20 protein-coding genes and 1 other RNA gene are annotated in these 20160 nt (G+C 34.8%); 11 read left to right on the top strand and 10 right to left on the bottom strand.

Going from position 1 to position 20160, the window contains the following annotated elements; all coding sequences use genetic code 11:
• Positions 1-44 precede the first annotated feature (44 nt).
• The gene (locus tag AC4FQ5_RS08225) at positions 45-1274 is read right to left on the bottom strand and encodes an ABC transporter permease (RefSeq protein ID WP_491142338.1); all 1230 of its coding nucleotides are present in this window, start codon (positions 1272-1274) and stop codon (positions 45-47) included.
• 186 nt (positions 1275-1460) lie between these two features.
• The gene (locus tag AC4FQ5_RS08220; protein WP_491142337.1) at positions 1461-2150 is read right to left on the bottom strand and encodes an ABC transporter ATP-binding protein; all 690 of its coding nucleotides are present in this window, start codon (positions 2148-2150) and stop codon (positions 1461-1463) included.
• 431 nt (positions 2151-2581) lie between these two features.
• On the opposite strand from AC4FQ5_RS08220, the gene AC4FQ5_RS08215 reads away from it, so the two are divergent.
• From AC4FQ5_RS08215 to AC4FQ5_RS08185, 7 genes are all read left to right on the top strand, one after another.
• The gene (locus AC4FQ5_RS08215; protein WP_491142335.1) at positions 2582-3556 is read left to right on the top strand and encodes a ribonucleotide-diphosphate reductase subunit beta; all 975 of its coding nucleotides are present in this window, start codon (positions 2582-2584) and stop codon (positions 3554-3556) included.
• A gap of 273 nt (positions 3557-3829) precedes the next feature.
• Positions 3830-4117 carry a hypothetical protein gene (locus tag AC4FQ5_RS08210; protein ID WP_491142334.1) on the top strand — a complete coding sequence of 96 codons (288 nt, stop codon included), beginning with the start codon at positions 3830-3832 and terminating at the stop codon, positions 4115-4117.
• A gap of 320 nt (positions 4118-4437) precedes the next feature.
• Positions 4438-6096 (top strand): ribonucleoside-diphosphate reductase subunit alpha, encoded by a 1659-nt coding sequence (locus tag AC4FQ5_RS08205; RefSeq protein WP_491142332.1) that lies wholly within the window; start codon positions 4438-4440, stop codon positions 6094-6096.
• A gap of 145 nt (positions 6097-6241) precedes the next feature.
• Entirely contained in the window at positions 6242-6697 is a 456-nt protein-coding gene (locus AC4FQ5_RS08200; protein WP_491142330.1) for a hypothetical protein, read from the top strand.
• Complete coding sequence (locus AC4FQ5_RS08195) at positions 6694-6894, top strand: helix-turn-helix transcriptional regulator (protein ID WP_491142328.1); 201 nt, start codon at positions 6694-6696, stop codon at positions 6892-6894. The genes AC4FQ5_RS08200 and AC4FQ5_RS08195 overlap by 4 nt, the downstream gene beginning before the upstream one ends.
• Positions 6895-6928: 34 nt before the next feature.
• A complete protein-coding gene (locus tag AC4FQ5_RS08190; RefSeq protein WP_491142326.1) occupies positions 6929-7498 on the top strand; it encodes a hypothetical protein in 570 nt (189 codons plus the stop codon).
• 39 nt (positions 7499-7537) lie between these two features.
• Positions 7538-8428: a DUF72 domain-containing protein gene (locus AC4FQ5_RS08185; protein WP_491142324.1), complete on the top strand. Its 891-nt coding sequence runs from the start codon at positions 7538-7540 to the stop codon at positions 8426-8428.
• A 122-nt stretch (positions 8429-8550) separates the two neighbouring features.
• Here the strand turns inward: AC4FQ5_RS08185 and AC4FQ5_RS08180 are convergent, their stop codons facing one another.
• The 6 genes from AC4FQ5_RS08180 to AC4FQ5_RS08155 form a co-directional block, all read right to left on the bottom strand.
• Positions 8551-8970: a hypothetical protein gene (locus AC4FQ5_RS08180; protein WP_491142322.1), complete on the bottom strand. Its 420-nt coding sequence runs from the start codon at positions 8968-8970 to the stop codon at positions 8551-8553.
• Between the two features lie 209 nt (positions 8971-9179).
• Positions 9180-9824 carry an HD domain-containing protein gene (locus AC4FQ5_RS08175; RefSeq protein WP_491142320.1) on the bottom strand — a complete coding sequence of 215 codons (645 nt, stop codon included), beginning with the start codon at positions 9822-9824 and terminating at the stop codon, positions 9180-9182.
• Positions 9825-9929: 105 nt separating this feature from the next.
• Complete coding sequence (locus AC4FQ5_RS08170) at positions 9930-10772, bottom strand: alpha/beta hydrolase family protein (protein WP_491142319.1); 843 nt, start codon at positions 10770-10772, stop codon at positions 9930-9932.
• Positions 10773-10861: 89 nt separating this feature from the next.
• Positions 10862-11752 (bottom strand): ribokinase, encoded by an 891-nt coding sequence (locus AC4FQ5_RS08165; protein WP_491142317.1) that lies wholly within the window; start codon positions 11750-11752, stop codon positions 10862-10864.
• 59 nt (positions 11753-11811) lie between these two features.
• The gene (locus AC4FQ5_RS08160) at positions 11812-12453 is read right to left on the bottom strand and encodes a DUF4241 domain-containing protein (protein ID WP_491142315.1); all 642 of its coding nucleotides are present in this window, start codon (positions 12451-12453) and stop codon (positions 11812-11814) included.
• Between the two features lie 72 nt (positions 12454-12525).
• A complete protein-coding gene (locus AC4FQ5_RS08155; RefSeq protein ID WP_491142313.1) occupies positions 12526-15141 on the bottom strand; it encodes a valine--tRNA ligase in 2616 nt (871 codons plus the stop codon).
• Between the two features lie 128 nt (positions 15142-15269).
• Here AC4FQ5_RS08155 and AC4FQ5_RS08150 point away from each other — a divergent pair, with 128 nt between their 5' ends.
• Positions 15270-15737: a DUF1573 domain-containing protein gene (locus tag AC4FQ5_RS08150; protein ID WP_491142311.1), complete on the top strand. Its 468-nt coding sequence runs from the start codon at positions 15270-15272 to the stop codon at positions 15735-15737.
• Between the two features lie 109 nt (positions 15738-15846).
• Positions 15847-16716 carry a polyphosphate kinase 2 family protein gene (locus tag AC4FQ5_RS08145; RefSeq protein WP_491142310.1) on the top strand — a complete coding sequence of 290 codons (870 nt, stop codon included), beginning with the start codon at positions 15847-15849 and terminating at the stop codon, positions 16714-16716.
• A gap of 97 nt (positions 16717-16813) precedes the next feature.
• Here AC4FQ5_RS08145 and rnpB read toward each other — a convergent pair.
• Positions 16814-17137: RNase P RNA component class A (gene rnpB, locus AC4FQ5_RS08140), an RNA gene on the bottom strand.
• Between the two features lie 176 nt (positions 17138-17313).
• On the opposite strand from rnpB, the gene AC4FQ5_RS08135 reads away from it, so the two are divergent.
• The gene (locus AC4FQ5_RS08135) at positions 17314-17805 is read left to right on the top strand and encodes an RNA polymerase sigma factor (RefSeq protein ID WP_047442405.1); all 492 of its coding nucleotides are present in this window, start codon (positions 17314-17316) and stop codon (positions 17803-17805) included.
• Positions 17798-18472, top strand: coding sequence for a DUF8845 family protein (locus tag AC4FQ5_RS08130; protein ID WP_491142307.1), 675 nt, complete (start codon positions 17798-17800; stop codon positions 18470-18472). The genes AC4FQ5_RS08135 and AC4FQ5_RS08130 overlap by 8 nt, the downstream gene beginning before the upstream one ends.
• A 58-nt stretch (positions 18473-18530) precedes the next feature.
• Here the strand turns inward: AC4FQ5_RS08130 and rpoN are convergent, their stop codons facing one another.
• Positions 18531-19994 carry an RNA polymerase factor sigma-54 gene (gene rpoN, locus AC4FQ5_RS08125; protein ID WP_491142305.1) on the bottom strand — a complete coding sequence of 488 codons (1464 nt, stop codon included), beginning with the start codon at positions 19992-19994 and terminating at the stop codon, positions 18531-18533.
• Between the last annotated feature and the right edge of the window lie 166 nt (positions 19995-20160).

Genomic DNA, 20160 nt, shown 5'->3' with positions numbered 1-20160 from the left:
AGTTGAATTTCATTTTCAATTATCTCATTAATATTTCAATTAAACTATTCTGTTCTTAAAGCTTCGATAGGTTTAATCTTTGAGGCTCTGTATGCTGGAACGAATCCGGCGATCAAACCTGAAAAAACCAATGCAACAAATGCTGCGAAAATAGTTCCCCATCCGACACTCGGGTCTTTAATAAAATATTCTTCCAGACTGTTCCCTATTAAATGCAATGCCAAAACTCCCAATCCTACCCCAACAAATCCCGAAACTACGGTAATCACCACACTCTCCTGAACAATCAAGGCAACAATACTTCGTGGTTTTGCTCCAATAGCTTTTCTTACACCGATTTCTTTGGTTCTTTCCTTCACGATATACACCATAATGTTGCTGATCCCGATAATTCCTGCGAGCAATGTTCCCAATCCGATGAAGGTTACAATTCCTGTAAGAACTGCCATAAACATGAAGGTTTCGTTCATATTCTGGGCATTATTCCACACCCGGACCGCATTTTCATCATCAGGAGAGACACTTTTCCGGGCTTTCAGCCTTTCTTTAAGCTGATCACCATATTTTATAGCCTGTTCGGGCGTCATATTTTCGTCATAAGCGATATAAACTCCACTTACCGTATCCGATCCTTTTTTCATCTGTTGCAGCGTCGTAATCGGAACTGTAATATGTCTTTCGTCCCAGTCGCCGCCGTCGTCTGAGAAAACACCGACCACTTTAAACATCGTTCCGTTAATATCGAGATCTTTCCCGACGGGACTTCCGTTTTTTATCAGATCACGCTGCACCATTCTTCCGACTACGGCAACATTCTGCTTTCTCTGCAAATCTCCGGGTGTAAGGTAACGCCCTTCGAGCATTTTTCTGTTTTCGATAAATTTTTCTTCAGGATCTGCACCGTTGATCTGGTAATTTCCGCTTTCTTTACCGTATTTCACCATGAGATTGGCGGTATATCTTGGTGTAGAATACCCTACTTTTTCTTTATCACTGTCGATCAAGAAATCATAATCGTCATTATTCATCGTCACCGTTCTATTCGACTGCAAACCTTTATAAGCAACAGTTGTATTTCCGGTAAAAATGGAGATCAGATTTTGAGCATCTCTCGCAAAACCTTGTGTAAAAGCATTTTTCAGCCCTGTTCCAATTCCGAAAAGAACGATAAATATAAACAGACCCAATGCCACCGTAAAGCCCGAAAGCACCGTCCGCAATACGTTACTGCGAATAGAGCTGAATATTTCTTCCCAACGATCTAGGTCAAACATAATTTTTTGGTTTGATGCGGGAAGATGGATGATGGAAGTTTCCAATCTTACCGCAGATTTTTTAATTTATTTAAATTTTCAAAGTAAAGAATGAACTATTTTCACTTTGAAAAGTCAGCTTTAACTATAATTTAATTGGAACCACTTAATAAAACTTCAAGCATCCAATACCTAACATCCGGTCTATTACAAAACAATCTGATTGATAAACTCGTCACTCTCAATAATTCCGTCTTTCAGGATTACATTTCTTTTGGTCTGTGCCGCAACATCAGGTTCGTGAGTAACGACAATGATTGTCTTCCCTTCATTATTGATATCCTGAAGTAATTTCATAATATCGTGGGTTGTTTTAGAATCTAATGCTCCGGTCGGCTCATCTGCCAAAACTACTTTTGGATTGGTAATCAATGCTCTGGCAATCGCGACCCTCTGTTTTTGTCCACCCGACATTTCATTCGGAAGATGGGTTGCCCATTGCGCCAAACCTACTTTTTCCAGATACTCCATTGCTTTGAGATTGCGCTCTTTTCTGGGTACATTCTGATAATACAAAGGAAGCGCAACATTGTCTAAAGCTGTTTTATAACCAATCAAATTAAAAGACTGGAAGACAAAACCAAGAAATTTTGAACGGTATTCGGCTGCTTTTACTTCATTCAGATGCTCAATGGGAATTCCGTCGAGCTCATAAACACCGGTATCTTTTTCGTCCAGAATCCCGATAATATTCAGTAAAGTCGATTTCCCGGAACCTGAACTTCCCATAATAGAGACAAACTCTCCTTCATTGATATTAAGATTAATACCTTTGAGTACGTGCAGTTTACTCTTTCCCGTATCGTATGATTTATGTAAATTCTGAATTACTAACATTGAGTGATTACTGTTTTTGTTTCCAATAAGTAGAATATATTTTCGTTTTGTTACAAGAATAAAAATTTCTTTAAATAATTTACTGTTTAATATATAAATCATTAATATTCAAAAAATTACAGAACATTGTTTAATATCAAACAGTGTAAAACATTTATTTTTAATACTTAACCAGCTCTAAATCAATATCAGAGGGAGTTTCATGTAAATGTGGAAAACTTTTAAGGTTAAAACTCAACCATTTAGTCTTTACCCCTTTTAAAATAGGTCTGCGTTGTCTAACTTTGTGCTTCGCACGGTACGAGAGATGAGGTGCTTTTATGTTGATCAGTTAAAAAATACAACTTTCAACAAATCAGAAACTTACCAGTCTCCTGCATTTTATATACAGTGATCTATTTTATAATTTTTTAAAGACATTAGAATTTAATATGGGAATTTTTGATAAAAGAGTAAGCTACAAACCGTTTGAGTATCCTGAAGTTCTTCAGTTTACAGAAGCCATCAACAAATCATTTTGGGTACACTCAGAAGTTGATTTCACAGCAGATGTTCAGGACTTTCAGTCGCAACTTGAACCTCATGAAAAAAATGCCGTAAAAAATGCGCTTTTAGCGATTGCGCAGATCGAAGTATCAGTAAAAACTTTTTGGGGGAATTTGTACAGTCATATGCCAAAGCCTGAACTGAACGGTCTCGGAGCTACCTTTGCAGAATGCGAATTCCGTCATTCGGAAGCCTATTCCCGTTTGCTGGAAGTTTTGGGTTATAATGAGGCTTTTACACACGTTGTAGAAGTTCCTGCCCTTAAAAAGAGAATTGATTTTTTATCAAATGTTCTGAAACACGCCAATTCTACCACTCCGAAAGAGTATGTGTCTTCTCTTTTATTATTCAGTATTCTGATTGAGAACGTATCGCTTTTCTCACAATTTGCGATCATTCTTTCTTTCACGAGATTCAAAGGATACATGAAAAATGTTTCCAATATCATTGCATGGACTTCTATTGATGAGCAGATTCACGCCAATGCAGGAATTTACTTAATCAATAAAATCCGTGAAGAACAGCCTGAACTACTAACAGATTCTGATATTGAGGATATTTACACTTTGGTTGACCAATCAATCGAATTAGAAGGTGAAATCATCGACTGGATCTTTGAATTGGGAGAATTCAGCTTTTTCACCAAAGAAGATTTGCTAAACTTTATGAAATACCGTGTTGATGACAGTCTGAAGAAAATCAACATGGAAACCCGTTACAACATCACTCCAGGGCAGTACAGCCCGATGAAATGGTTTGAAGAAGAAGTTTTCGCCAATTCTATGGATGATTTCTTTGCCAAAAGACCGGTAGATTATACGAAACACGATAAGAGTATTACGGCGAATGATCTTTTCTAAATTTTAATAATTTGGGCGCCAATTTCCGCCTTCCGTTCCCGCTTTTTGTTTTGTTGGCTGAGCGAAGCCGAAGCTAACAAAACAAAAGAGCTTCACTCAAGTCGGGGCGCGAGCGAAGCGAGCGGCAAAACAGTTAGTATTAGAAATATGTCATTCAGAACACAGTGAAAACCTTAATTGTTCTAATGGTGAGGTTTTAAATATTAAGATGGAGTTAAAAAGATTAAGATTATTAAGAGAATGTTCCGTTCCTGACAATAAGAAAGACAAAATATGATCAATGTAATCGTAACTTATACCGTAAATCCTGAATTTGTTTCAGAAAACAAAAAAAATATTCGGAAGTTTTTGAATGATTTTAAAACTTTAGATCAGACAAAATTTGAGTATAAAGTTTTTGTAAAAGAAGACGGGGTTACGTTTGTGCATTTTTCAAATTATGAAAACGAAGAAGTACAGAATGAAGTTTTAAATATTACGTCTTTCAAAGAATTTCAGAAATTTAGAGATGAAAGCGGGCTTCATGATTCTCATAAAGTAGAATTTTTAAAATCTGTTTAAATAGAAATTGACTTTAGAAAATTATCTATCTTTTTTTGAGCAAAGAGCCTTGTCAAGGTTTGAAACCTTGACAAGGCTGATTCAAAAACGAGAAAACAGATTTAAAAACGTTGCTACGTTTCTCGCAATAACGAGATTCAGAAGTAAAGAAAACAAACCATCGTCTTAGCCCTGATTGAGCGGTATGTTTGAGCTCTTTTTCTTTGCAAAAGAAAAAAGCGAGTAGCGAAAGCAGGTACACAAATGAAAAAAAACAAAATTTTCTGCTCCTAAAAAAAATTAATAATACAATGCACAGGTTGCATTTTACAATATAAGAAATGGAAGAACAAAACAACAATATCTGGTGGCTCAACGAAGAATCTGAGCAAATGCTGAACAGAGGTTACCTTCTGAAAGGGGAAACTGTAGACGGTGCGATTGAAAGAATCACGACTGCAGCAGCAAAAAAATTGTACAAACCTGAACTACAACCGGCTTTCAAGGAGATGATCATGAAAGGATGGATCAGTTTTTCTTCTCCGGTTTGGGCGAATATGGGAACGCAGAGAGGTCTTCCAATCTCTTGTTTCAACGTTCATATTCCGGATAGTATTGAAGGAATTACCCACAAAATGGGTGAAGTGATCATGCAGACAAAAATCGGTGGCGGAACTTCAGGATATTTCGGGGAACTGCGTAACAGAGGAACAGCAGTGACCGACAACGGAAAATCTTCGGGAGCGGTTTCGTTCATGAAGCTGTTTGATACAGCGATGGATGTTGTTTCCCAAGGCGGTGTAAGAAGAGGCGCATTTGCAGCTTACTTAGATATTGACCACGGAGATATTGAAGAGTTTTTATCAATTAAAGACATCGGAAGTCCGATTCAGAACCTATTTACCGGAATCTGTGTACCAGATTACTGGATGCAGGACATGATTGACGGTGATATGGATAAACGTAAAATCTGGGCAAGAGTTCTGGAAAGCCGTCAGCAAAAAGGTCTTCCATACATTTTCTTTACCGATAACGTGAACAGAAACAAACCACAGGTTTATAAAGATCTTGGATTGACGGTGAATGCAAGTAATCTTTGTTCGGAAATCATGCTTCCATCTACCAGAGAGGAATCTTTTATCTGTTGCCTTTCGTCTATGAATTTAGAATTATATGATGAGTGGAAAGATACGGATGCTGTGAAATTAGCAATCTATTTCCTTGATGCTGTTTTATCTGAATTTATCGAAAAAACAGAAGGAAACTATTACCTTCAAGGTGCAAGAAACTTTGCAATGCGTCACAGAGCACTTGGTTTAGGCGTTTTGGGTTACCATTCTTACTTACAGAAAAATATGATTCCTTTTGAGAGTTTTGAGGCTACGCAATTCAACGCGAGAGCTTTCAGACATATCAAAGAACAAGCGGATCAGGCTTCAAAAGAGTTAGCGAACATCTATGGAGAACCAGAATTGTTAAAAGGTTATGGTTTGAGAAATACCACAACAATGGCAATTGCTCCTACCACTTCAAGTTCGGCAATTTTGGGACAGACTTCTCCGGGAATTGAACCTTTTGCTTCCAATTACTACAAAGCTGGTTTGGCAAAAGGAAATTTCATGCGTAAGAATAAATATCTTGCAAAATTGTTAGAAGAAAAAGGTCTTGACAATGAAGATACATGGAGAACAATTATGCTGAATCACGGCTCAGTTCAGCACCTGAATGAACTGACGGATGAAGAAAAAGCAGTGTTCAAAACATTCAAAGAAATTTCTCCGATGGAGATTATTTCTCAGGCTGCACAAAGACAGCAATACATTGATCAGGCACAATCTCTGAATTTACAGATTCCGTCTACGATGCCAGTAAAAGACGTAAATTATCTTTACATAGAAGCCTGGAAGAAAGGAGTAAAAACTTTGTACTATCAAAGAAGTTCGTCTGTTTCTAAGGAAATGATGGTGAATTTTGTAAGCTGTTCGGCTTGTGAAGCTTAGAAAGTTTAAAGAGCTGAGTTTTTAAACTAAAATTAAATAGAAAACCGCAGAAAAATTTCTGCGGTTTTTATTTTGCATAAAATGTAAAACAAACTTTACATATTGTAAAATATTTATTACATTTGAATAATTAAAAATTACAAACATGAATACATTACAACTTTTCCCAAATCATTTTAAAAATATCGGTTGGTTTATTTTTATTCCGTCATTAATTTTAGGAATATTATCATTAACTGACATTTTAAATTTTCCTGACATCACTTTGCCAGTTTTTTATAACTCAGGATTTCCTTTGAGTAACGAAGAATCAGGATTTTTAAAAAATACGGAAACAGATTTCTTCTCAAATCTTTTTGGAATTTTAATTATTATTGGTGGAATACTGGTAGGCTTTTCAAAAGAGAAAATCGAGGATGAATACATATCAAGTTTAAGGCTAAAATCTGTTTTTTGGAGTCTTATTGTGACCTATTTTATCGTTATGCTTTTATTTTTAACCATCTTTGGAAGCCTTTTCTTTACAGCAATGATTCTGATTATGTTTTTACCTTTGGTTCTTTATGTTTTCAGATTTAACTATTTATTACTTAAAAAATGAAAAATAAAATTAAACTCGAAAGAGCCATAAAAAACATCACACAGGAAGATCTCGCAAAAAAAATCGGAGTTTCCCGACAGACCATCAATGCCATGGAAGCCGGAAAATATGTTCCGTCAACGGTTTTAGCCTTGAAAATTGCAAGGTATTTCGAAAAAAAAGTGGAAGATATTTTTGAGTTGGAGGAGGAAGATTAATTGTAAATTGTGTTGCCTATTCTAATTAAAATCAATGAAAAAACTAATCACAACTTTCCTAATTTTGGCTGTAAATATTTTTTATTCCCAATCTAAAATTTATGCATTTGTGGGTAAGAAAATTTCGGTCGAAAGAGTAACACCTGATGACAGTTTTTATTTAAAATATAAAAATGTTTATAAGGTGGAACAGGTTTTTGATGAAGAAATTAAGGCAGATACCCTTGTTTTTAATTCATTTACCCACATGAATCAAATCAGATACTCTGTTTATGATTATGCAATCATTTATCTTGTGAAAAATAAAAACGGTGAGTTCGTTCACAGAAGAACCTATTACAAGCCAATAATTTTAAAGAAAAATGGAGAATGGTATGGTTTTGACATTTCAGACAAGAACATTAAAGGATATGAAAGCATAAATAACGAACGCCTCAATATTAGGAAAAATCTAGCGATTGGAAAGACTACCATCAATGAGAAAATAAAAAATAAATGGCTTGTTAATGCTTTTTATCCTGAAACATTCTTTACTCGAATGGGTAAAAACAAAGTTGAGACTAAATATCTCAAAACGGCACAAAAACTTTTTAAATCTAATTAGATTTACTATTTTTAATATCCCAAAACTTAATCAACAGTTATGAAATTCGGACAAGTAGAAGATCCTTCGAAAATAGATTTTACATTGCCAAAAGATCATTCGAGAACCAAAGAAATTTTAAAGAAAAATAAAAAAGGGCTTGAAAATATCGCTATCGGATGTGCAAAATGGAATAAAACAGATTTGAAAGGTTTTTATCCTAAAGGAACAAAAGACGAACTGACGTATTATGCCACACAATTCAACTCAATCGAGCTGAACGCAACGTTTTATGGAATGCCGACTTCCGAACAGGTGTTAACATGGAAAGAAAAAACCCCGGCAGATTTTAAGTTTTTCCCTAAGATTACAAATACAGTTTCTCATTTCAGAAGACTTTTAAATATTGACGATGTTGTGACTCAGTTTGCAACGGCAGTTTTAAATTTTGATGAAAAATTGGGCATGGTTTTCTTACAGCTTCATGATAATTTCAAGCCAAAAGATTACGAAAGATTAGAACAATTTGTCAATAAATGGCCTAAAGAAGTTCCTTTAGCGATCGAACTCAGAAATACAGAGTGGTTTACTGATGAAGAGATTTTCGATAAAACATGCACGCTTTTTGAGGAAAATAATATTACCAATATTATCGTTGATACAGCAGGAAGAAGAGATATGCTTCACATGAGGCTGACTACCCCGAATGCCTTTATCAGATATGTCGGAGCCAATGCGGAAAGTGATTACGAAAGATTAGATGATTGGTTGAAACATTTAACAGAATGGAAAAAAGAGGGTTTACAAAACTTGTATTTCTTTGTACATCAAAATCTTGAAAAAGCATCGCCCTTACTTTCAGCATATTTTATTGAGAATATGAATAAAGAATGGAAAACTGATATTATTGTTCCGAAAATGGGACAGGAAAATATGCCAAGCTTATTTTAATTTGAATGCTAAAATATCAACTGGCTTACTAAAGAAGCGCTCTACGGAGTGTAACACCCATTCATCTACAAAATATTCTTCATTATTTACTTCCTTATCTGAACTTATGATTTCAGAAATGATTACTTCTTTCTTACCATCAGAGAAACATTCAAAAATATCAGAAGAAAACAGAGTGTTACCCAGATTCCTGTCTGCATGTTTTCAAAATTGTAGGCTTCTACATACCTTTTTGCCTGCTCAGAAAGCTTTTCACTCTGAATAATATAGTTTTGAGCCTCAACAATCTGATCCATATTTTTATTGGGAACAGCGTGCTGCGAAAAGTACACTAAATTTTTTTTACCAAGATAACCGGCAATCCAGTACTGATCAGATTTGGTCAATTTCAAATGCTCGATTCTGTAATATTCGGGACGGACTTTTCCTATATGCTTGGTCTCAAATGTTCCGCTTTTATCGAGATTATTAACATTAATCACATAAAAATCAAGCGGCTGCGGAAGTTTATTAATTACCTGCAATGAGACGGAATTACTCACAATGCCAATCGAACTTTTTTTGATAAACCAATACGTAAAAAGTGAAATGGAAAACACCAAAGTAAAGATCCGAAAAATCTTTGCCCATTTAGCAAACTGTCCGGACTTCACTTTAAATAAGAAAAGCGAAAGAATCAGTGAAAAAAAAATGATAGAAATGATAAATCCCATGGTGCAAAGATAATCATTAGAGATGTTTTGAGGGAATGTTAATCAACATTCCATTCTTTATAAAACTGGTCGAGGAAATTCAGCATAAAATCATGTCTTTCTTCGGCTATTTTTTTACCTTCTGAGGTATTCATTAAATCTTTTAACAGTAAAAGTTTCTCGTAAAAATGGTTAATAGTCGTTCCGTTTGATTTTTTGTATTCCTCTTTTGACATATTCAACTGAGGTCTGAGATCAGGATGATACATGAGATTATTTTTAAATCCTCCAAAATTGAATGTTCTTCCGATTCCGATAGCACCGATAGCATCAATGCGATCTGCATCCTGTACAATTTTAAGTTCAATAGGCAAATCTTTTGGAGCTTCTCCTCTATTTTTAAATGAAATATTCTGAATTACAAACAAAACCTGCTGAATAATTTCTTTGTTTACATTTTGGCTTTCAAGAAACTCTCGTGAAATCTTTAGAGCTAAAGTTTCGTCTCCATCATGAAATTTAGGATCGGCAATATCATGAAGTAAGGCAGAAAGCTCTACAACTTCAAGATTGCAGTTTTCTGTTTTTGCTATTTTTTTTGAAAGTTTCCAGACTCTTTCAATGTGAAACCAATCGTGTCCTGCTTCTGCGCCTTCGAGTTTTTCTTTTACGAATTGTACTGTGTTTTGTATGATGCTACTCATTGTTAGTTTTAATTTTTTTTGCAATTAATTCTTTTTAAACCACCCCGTCAAAAAATTCTTTGAATTTTCGCCAGCCTCGAGAGAAAGTGAATTTTTTGCTTCGATTTACTGCTGAATTTCTTTTAAAATAATTTCCCAAAGATTTTTATTATAACTTCTGAAAAAATTGATATGCCCTATCTCACCTTTTTCAGATTCTGAAGTTTTGATCAGTCTGTATGTAGGTTTCAGATTCGGATAAGTGTCATTTAATAATGATTTCACTCCTTTATCCGTTAACCATACATCATCTTCAGCCTGAATGACGAAAACTTTTTGTTTTAAATCTTTCGAAAAATCATCTGCCTTAAGCAATAATTTATTGGTAGATTTTGGGTTCAAAATTAAGATTCTCCAGTCATAAGCGCAATTTTTTGGCAGACTTTCTCCAAGACCGAACCAATGTGCCGGAAAATAGCCGAATAATTCTGTAAATATGGGCTGAACAATTCCAAAACCTAATAAGGCTTCAATTTTTGTACGCCATTTTAAATGTCCGATAAAAGCATTTTGAGTTCCAACGAAGAAAAATTCATCGAATATTGCAGAGTCTTTATTCAATCCCAAAATCAAAGCTCCAACAGAATGCCCGAGACAAAATTTCTGATGGTCAGGGAAATTCTTTATTATAAATTGAGTTAAAGCTTTATAATCCTGACTTCCCCAAATTCTCATGGAAGCTTTGAAATTTCTCATTTTTTGAGGTTTTGAAAGACCAATTCCGCGGTAATCGTAAGTGATAACGGTAAAACCCTTTGAAGCGAAAAACTGTGCAAATGAAAAGTAAATCTGTTGCTTTACGCCGGTTGCAGAATTAATCAATAAAACTTTACAGTTGCTTTTTTCTGGTTTAAAAAGATGTGCTACAATCTGAATTTCATCATCGGTTTGGAGAATCAGTTTTTCCATAGGATTAAAATAAAATATCCACTGTAAAAGTGGATATTTTTATGATGAAATTTTATCTATTGCTAAGATTTCGATATGCGGCAAATAATTTACTTTAACAATTCTGAAAGATTGGGAAGAGCAGTCTGCGCACCTTTTCCTAATGAAACTTTTGACGAAACTTCATTTCCGAACTTGACACAGTCTTCAATGGAATTCTGATGACAGAGTGCGATTGCAAAACCGGAAGTAAATGCATCACCCATTCCCATTTTGTAGACCATACTTTCGTTTTCGTTTCTGAAATATTTCATTTCTATACCGTCAAAATAAATCGTGGAGTTGGTTTCGTCTCTGATAAACACTTTGTTAAAATATTTCTTCAGAACTTCCTCTTTTTGGTCTTCGCCGAAAATGATCTCTAATTCACTGCTTTTGGCAACGATAAAATCAGCATTTTCAATAACTTCATGATTCAACGGAAGTCCCGGAGAAGCATATAAACCAACCATTTTGCCATAGCTTTTTGCTTTTTTAACAGTGTACTCTACAACATTCATCGGAATTTCCAACTGAAGAAGAATCATATCAGATGCCTGAATGTATCGGTCTGCCTCTTCCACATTTTGAGTCGTAAGATATTTATTAGCTGCAGGTACCACTACAATTGCAACATCACCATCCGAGCTGGTAACATATGCCGTTCCGGTAGAATCCTGATCAGTTTCAGTAACAAAACCTACATTTACGTTTTCTTCAACGAGGTTTCTCATGATCTGCTGTCCCAGAGGATCTACTCCCACACAGCCTATAAAATAAACACTTGCGCCCAACCTCGCGGTTCCTACTGCCTGATTTGCACCTTTACCACCAAAATAATTGTCACAGTGACTTGCCATGACCGTTTCATTGGAAGAAGGTATTCTTTCAGTATATAAAACCAAGTCTAATGAGCAACTGCCAACAACGACTATTTTGGGTTGTGCCGAAGTAAAATTCATATTTATATTTTAGTGTAAAACAAAAATAAACAACTTAACCTTATAAAAATTAAATATTTTTAATTCACTAAAATCTCTATAAATTCAGTAACGATTTTTACAGGTTGACCAGCTTTATCATAAGCTACATAACTAGCATAGAAACCTTCTCCGTAGCCCGTTTCGAAACCAAAAATAGTTCCGGGAAGTTCTTCTGAAGGTTTTAGAAATGCATATTGATCGATGGCACCATTTTCGTCAAAAAAATGCTCATGGAAAAACTCTTCATAAATTCCCATAAAATCATCTCCTTTTCTACGATATAATTTTTGCTCCAGATCGTTAAGACTTTTCTGCGTTTCAACATCCATAAAACAGCCCATTCCGCTTTCAACGGGATAGCCAAAAACTTCACCTTCAGCCAGATCTTTGATATTCTGACTTTCGGTTGTTGCTAATTCCCACGATACAATTTCAGTTTCGCTAAAAACAATTTCGGCATACGCAACGCAATTGCTTTCTCTTTCTTTATGAAGTAAAACAGCAAAATCTCCTTTCGGAAAAACATCGGTAAAAGGCTGCATATCATTCGTAATCAAAGGATCGCACGCAACCAGTTTTCCGGTCGCAAGATATATTTTCCCCACATCAAAACTTTCGAGAAGCGGGCTTTCCACGAAGTTTTTTGAGAATAGTTTTTGTATGTTTTCTATGTGTGTCATTATTTTGATAGGTGTTTGATGATGGAAGTTAGATTTTTGATGCAGCCTTACGTACATCCAGCCTCCTGCATCCTACAGTGTTTTTAATTTCTCTTCCAAAATCGCAATTTTATCCTGCGCATCTTTTTGTTTCTTGCGTTCAACTTCTACCACTTCAGGCTTTGCATTGGCAACAAATTTTTCATTAGAAAGCTTTTTATCAACAGAAATTAAAAAACCTTTCAGATATTTTACTTCTTCTTCCGTTTTCTTTTTTTCTTCTTCTAAATCTAATTTTTCACTCAAAGGAATTGAAACTTCAGTTGATCCTACCAGGAAAGTAAAGCTTGGTTTATCCGTTTTTTCACCAAAGTGAATTTCAGAAATACTTGCTAACTTTTTAACAACCGCTTCGTTTTCAAAATTGGCAGCGTTCGTATAAATATCAACTGCTTCTCTAGGTGAAATTCCTTTTGTCTGACGGTAATTTCTCACTCCTGAAATAATTTCTTCAGCAGTTTCAAACTTTTCTATGATGCCTTGATTAAATTCTTCAGCTTTCTTCTGTTGAGCAATGACCAAAGCTTCTTCAGGTTTTCTTTCCGAGATCAACTGCCATAATTCTTCTGACAAGAATGGCATAAACGGATGCAGAAGTTTCATTAGTTCTTCAAAGAAAACAATCGTCTGATTGTACACTTCTTTAGAAATTCCTTCTCCATAATTTGGTTTAATAGCTTCTAAATACCATCCGCAGAAATCATCTTTCACCAATTTTTGAATCAAATGCAGGGCATCAGAAATTCTGAATTTGTCAAATTGATCATTAATTTCAGCAATTGATTTATTTAATTGATTTTCAAACCATTCAATTGCCTGAATATCTGAAGCAATCAATGGTTTATCTTCTTTAGTCCAGTTTTGAGTCAGACGGAAAGCATTCCAGATTTTTGTCATAAAATTTCTTCCCTGTACCATCAAATCTTCATCAAACAACAAGTCATTTCCGGCAGCTGAACTCAATAAACTTCCTACACGTACTCCATCTGCACCATATTGAGAAATCAGATCTAAAGGATCGGGTGAATTCCCCAATTGTTTAGACATTTTTCTTCTCTGCTTGTCTCTTACAATCCCTGTAAAATAAACATTTTTGAAAGGAACTTCTCCTTTAAATTCTAATCCGGCCATAATCATTCTGGCAACCCAGAAGAAAATAATATCCGGACCTGTCACCAAATCTGAAGTCGGGTAATAATAATTGATATCTTTATTATCCGGATCAAGCAAACCGTCAAAAACCGACATTGGCCATAACCAAGATGAGAACCAGGTATCAAGAGCATCTTCGTCTTGCTTTAAGTTGTCGGTTGTCAGTTGTTGGTTGTTGTTTTTTTGCTTCGCAAGTTCTAATGCTTCTTCGATGTTTTCTGCAACTACAAAGTCATTTTCTCCGTCACCATAATAGAACGCAGGAATTTGCTGTCCCCACCAAAGCTGACGGGAAATATTCCAGTCGCGGATGTTGTCCATCCAGTGTTTGTAGGTATTTTTAAACTTTTCAGGATAGAATTTTACTTCGTCGTTCATCACAACATCCAATGCAGGTTTTGCGATTTCAGACATTTTCAAAAACCACTGAACAGAAACTTTAGGCTCAATAACTGCTCCCGTTCTTTCAGAAGTTCCTACTTTATTTACGTAATCTTCTGCTTTCAACAAAAGATCTTTTTCTTCTAATTCTTTTGCAATCTGTTTTCTTACATCAAACCTGTTTTTTCCGGCATATTGTAGACCATGATCGTTCAGATTTCCGTCATCATCCAAAGAGTCAATCATCGGTAACTGATGTTTTTGCCCGATTTCGTAATCATTAATATCGTGAGCCGGAGTAATTTTCAAAGCACCTGTTCCGAATTCGATATCGACATATTCGTCTTCAATAATCGGAATCACTCTGTTAACAATCGGTACAATAACGTTTTTACCTTTCAAATGAGCATATCTCTCATCATTTGGATTGATACAAACCGCAGTATCACCAAAAATAGTTTCAGGACGTGTAGTCGCCACGGAAAGAAACTCTTCTGTTCCTTCTATCTTATATTTCAAATAATATAATTTACCGTTTTGTTCTTTAAAAATTACTTCTTCGTCAGAAATATTGGTTTTTGCTTCCGGATCCCAGTTGACCATTCTGTATCCTCTATAGATAAGTCCTTTATTGTATAAATCAACAAAACTTTTGATGACCTGTTGAGACATTTTATCTTCTAAAGTAAAACGCGTTCTGTCCCAATCGCAAGAGCAACCCAGTTTTTTCAGTTGTTCAAGAATAGTTCCGCCGTATTTATCAGTCCAATCCCAAGCATGTTTCAAGAATTCCTCACGGGTGATATCAGATTTATTGATTCCCTCAGACTTCAGTTTAGCAACAACTTTCGCTTCAGTAGCAATCGAAGCGTGATCTGTTCCCGGAACCCAGCAAGCATTAAAGCCCTGCATTCTTGCACGGCGTACCAAAACATCCTGAATGGTATTATTCAACATATGTCCCATGTGTAAGATCCCCGTAACGTTTGGCGGCGGAATTACGACCGTGTAAGGCGGCTTCTCATTAGGTTCTGAGTGGAAATATTTGTTTTCCAGCCAGTAGTTGTACCATTTCTGTTCTGTATCCTGTGGGTTATATTTTTCTGAAATCTGCATAAATTCTGGTTTCTTTAACTTATAATCTGCAAAAATAGTTTAAAGTAAAAAAATGTAAGCATTAATTAAAATAATTTTTAACTTTGTTTCTCAAAATTTATCTAACAAACATATTAACATTCAAGAATATGAAAACATTATTTGCAGGAATTGCATTATTCGGAACGATTGCTTTAGCATCTGCACAGACCATTACATTCGACAAAACTACTTTTGATTATGGTGCAATTAAGCCAAATTCAGATGGACACAGATTTTTTAATGTAACCAATACAGGTGACAAGCCGTTGATCATTTCAAATGTAAAAGCATCTTGCGGATGTACAACTCCTGAATTTAGCCAAGACCCAATTGCACCGGGAAAATCTGCTAAAATCAAAGTTGGATATGCTACTGCTAATCCTGGTCCTTTCAACAAAATGATTGAAGTATTTTCTAATGACCCTGTAAACAGCAGAAGCGTAATCTACATCAAAGGTGACGTAAATGCAAATGCGCCTGAACCGAAACCTTTAACTCCTGAAGAAGTAAAAGCACAGGCAAAAGCTGACAAAAAAGCGGCAAAAGCTGCGAAAAAAGTAGCTGCAAAAAATTAATATTATCTTAAAATAATAATAAAACCGTCTCACAGAGGCGGTTTTTTGCTATATTTATGTCATGTCTCAATATTTAAATAAAATCTAAAATCAAATTAACTAATCATATATGGCAAATAATTTCTCAGACGATTTTCTGGTGAAAGGAAAATTTTCAATAAAGAAAACTTCAACGGAATATGTAGGTAAGCTTACCAAAGAAGAGGGAACTCAAATCTTGATTCAGGAAAAAGAAAAACTTCGTGAACTTCAGGAGAAACTTTACGCAGATGGCAGCAAATCTCTTCTGGTTGTGCTTCAGGCAATGGATGCTGCAGGAAAAGACAGCCTCATTGAGCACGTTTTTGGAGGAGTAAATCCACAAGGATGCAATGTGACCAGCTTTAAAACTCCGAGCTCCAAAGAATATTCGCATGATTTTTTGTGGAGACATTATTTAGCGTTGCCTCAAAAAGGCATGATCGGAATTTTCAACCGCTCACATTATGAAAGTGTTTTGGTTTGTAAAGTACACCCCGAATATAATTTAAGCGAAAAAACATGGAAATCTGTACAAGATTTTGATGATAAATTCTGGGGAAACCGTTACGAAAGTGTAAGAAATTTTGAAAAACATCTTGCCCAAAATGGAACAACTATCGTTAAAATTTTCCTCCATGTTTCTAAGGATGAACAAAAGAAAAGATTAATTGATAGAATTGACGAACAAGAGAAAAACTGGAAATTTTCTTCAGCAGATCTTCCCGAAAGAGCATTGTTTGATGAATATATGAACTGCTACGAAACTGCCATCAACGAAACTTCAAAAGATGAAGCGCCTTGGTATGTCATTCCGGCAGATAACAAATGGTTTGCAAGATTGGCTGCGATACAGATCATCATCGATACTTTAGAAAAAATGGATTTGCAATTTCCAAAACTTTCCGTAGAAGAAAAAGAAGGTTTGAAAGATGCTAAAAAACAACTGGAAAGCGAGTAGAATATTAAATTAGAGTTGAAAAACATCTAAAAATAATTGCCACGGATGCAATAAAAATCTCTAAAAAGGTTTGTGCATTCCTGGCATTCTAATAAAAATCACGAGAAAATCTATAAGCCGGATTTTGTACTTTATAAAAAGCGCCTGTTATTTATCTACGCTTTACATTGCTGCAAAGCTTGAGCTGATTACCCCTCGGCTTTCAGGACGAGCCGCCCCTATTTTCATTGCTGAAAAGAACCGATATACTTATCATTGCACCGCAAAGAGTTTACCTGGTTTCACTACAGCCGAACTGTACCTGCTTTCTGTTGCACTTGTCCTATCCTCACGGATGACGGATGTTATCCGCTTTGCTGCTCTATGGTGTCCGGACTTTCCTACCCTTACCGAAGTAAGAATCAACAAGCCGACTTTCTCGTGGCAGCAAAGATACGTGTTAATTTGAAAATTTGGTAATGAGATAATTTGAAAATTTCTAACAGCATGATAATTCTTCATATTGTTTAAAGAAAGTCTTTTATTCATTCATTTTCAAATTATTAAATTTTCAAATTTTCAAATTATATCATATCTTCGTGCCAATTATATATTATTTTGATTTCTAAAGAGAAAGAATTTGCCCAGCTTATAAAAGATAATCAAGGTTTGATTATCAAAGTTTCGCGGCTATATACCAATTCTCTCGAAGATGAAGAAGATCTTTTCCAGGAGATTGTCTTGCAATTGTGGAGAAGCTACGACTCATTTAAAGGAAATTCAAAAATATCGACCTGGATGTATCGTGTAGCTCTGAATACCGCAATCACGCTTTTCAGAAAGAAAAGCAAAAGCTTACCAACTAACGAACTGGATATCAATCACAGAGATTTTATTGAAGATGATGATGATAAGCAACAGCAGATTTCGTTGCTGTATACCGTAATTAAAACTCTTCCGAATGTTGAAAGAGCCATCGTAATGATGTATCTGGATGATCTTCCGTATAAAGACATTGCAGAAAACCTAGGGATTACCGAAGTGAATGCACGGGTGAAGATGAACAGATTAAAGAAAGTCCTTAAAGAAAAAATGGAAAAAAATGCCTGAATTTGATTTAGATAGCTTTAAGAAAACCTGGCAGGAACAGCCCGTTCAGCCAAAATATGATAACAATGAGATTCTTCAGATGTTAAATAAAAAATCACGTAATTACGTGAAATATATTTTTTGGATAAGCGTTATCGAATTTATAGTTTTTACAGCTTTCGGATTATTTTATATTTTTCAGAACAAAGCATCTAATACTTTTCTGACTTCGCTGCAAAAATTAGGAGTTGAAAAAAATGAACAATTAGAAGATATCCTTGATAATATTTATTTAATTATAAAAATACTGACTTTGTTTATAACAGGCTATTTTGTTATAAAATTTTATCAGAACTATCGTAAAATAAAGGTTGAAGAAGATTTAAAAGAGTTTATCTCCCGAATTATTCGTTTTAAAAAAACTGTCAATGCGTTTATTTTGACTAATATTCTAATCGTAATTATCGTTACATCTGCTCTTACAATTTTTGGAATTTATGCTATTCAAAACCAAAATACCGAGCTTGCAAATTCTTCCGTAGTAGCTTTTACCATAAGTTTTATCATCAGTACTGTTCTTTGTGTTATTCTCATTTGGGCATATTACAGACTTGTCTACGGAATTCTTATCAAAAGACTCGATAAAAATCTCCATCAACTTAAAGAAATAGATTCTCAGGAAAAATAATGCTGTAAAGTTTATTGCATAAAAAAAGCATTTCAGAATTCTGAAATGCTTTTTGCTTTTATAATTCTTTCCTTAATCTTGCAACAGGAATGTTTAGTTGTTCTCTATACTTGGCGATTGTTCGTCTTGCGATGTTATAGCCCTGTTCCTTTAGGATAACGACTAAAGCATCATCCGTAAGTGGTTTTCTTTTATTTTCTTTGCTGATGACTTCCTGCAGATGCATTTTAATTTCTTTGGTAGAAACTTCTTCCCCGTCATCATTGGTCAAACTGTCAGAAAACAAATCTTTGAGATAAAGAATTCCGTTCGGTGTATCTGCATATTTGCTTTTTACTACTCTTGAAATGGTAGAAATATCAAACCCTGTAATATCAGCAATATCTTTAAGAATCATAGGTCTCAGAGATTTTTCATCACCCGTAATAAAATAATTATGCTGGAACTTTACAATTGCATTAATGGTTTGTAATAAAGTATTCTGACGTTGATTAATAGCATCAATATACCACTTTGCAGCATCCAATTTTTGTTTAATAAATAACGCAGCCTGTTTGTGTTCAGAAGAATTTTTATCGTGAGAATAGGTGGTCAAAATATCTTTATATTCCTCAGAAACCCTTAAAGTCGGCGCATTTTTACTGTTCAGCATCGGAATCACCACTCCATCTTTCACCTGAATAACAAAATCCGGAATAATCTCCTGATTGATCGTGATGGTTTGAGTATCAAAATTGCCTCCTACTTTCGGAGAAAGCTTAGCGATTTCTTCTAATGCATCTTTTAAATCTTCCTCCTCAATATCATATTTCTGAATAATTTTATTGTAGTGTTTATTCGTTAAAGCATCAAATTGGAATCTCAAAATATTCGCAGCCAAAGAAACAGCTTTATTTGAACTAACTTTCTTTTCAATCTGTAACAATAAACATTCCTGCAAACCTCTTGCTCCAACACCGGAAGGATCAAGTTTTTGTATATAATTTTCTAAAATATCTTCAACCTTATCTATTGAAGTATAAATACCCTGAGAAAATGCCAAATCATCTACTATAGATTTTACTTCACGTCTTAAATAACCGTCAGTATCCAAATTACCAATAATATATTCAGCAATTTTCAAATCTTCCTGACTAATGTTAATCAGGTTAATCTGTTCCATCAGATAATCATATAAAGACTGACCTTCAGTTAAAAGACTTTCGTTGTCAAAATCTTCATCATCTGCAGAATAATTACTTGATGCTGTTTTATAATTAGGCTCATCATCATAAATATAATCATTAACATCAAAATCAGTTTCAATGCTTTCAGTACCTTCCGTTTCATAAGAATCTTCCAATGAGGAATATTCTTCCTCTTTTGGTTCTTCTTTTACTACTTCCAGAGCAGGGTTTTCCTCCAATTCTCTTTCCAATTCCTCCTCAAACTCTAAGGTATGAAGTTGTATGAGCTTCATCAGTTGGATTTGCTGAGGAGCAAGCTTTTGTCCTAATTTAAGCTGTAAATGTTGTTTTAGCATATCGACTGTGATTAAATATATGGTATTCTACGAATTTATGAAATATTTTTCGATAAAAATAACTTTTAGCACGATTTTTGATACACGTTTTATACTATAAAAAAAATCTCAAACTTATTGTATGGGATTTTTTTAGTTTTTACAGGTAATCTTCACTTCACTTTTA

It is taken from the genome of Chryseobacterium sp. DT-167 (assembly GCF_058310155.1).
Note: the sequence above shows the minus strand (reverse complement) of the source record. Positions and strands in the feature narration are given on the sequence as shown.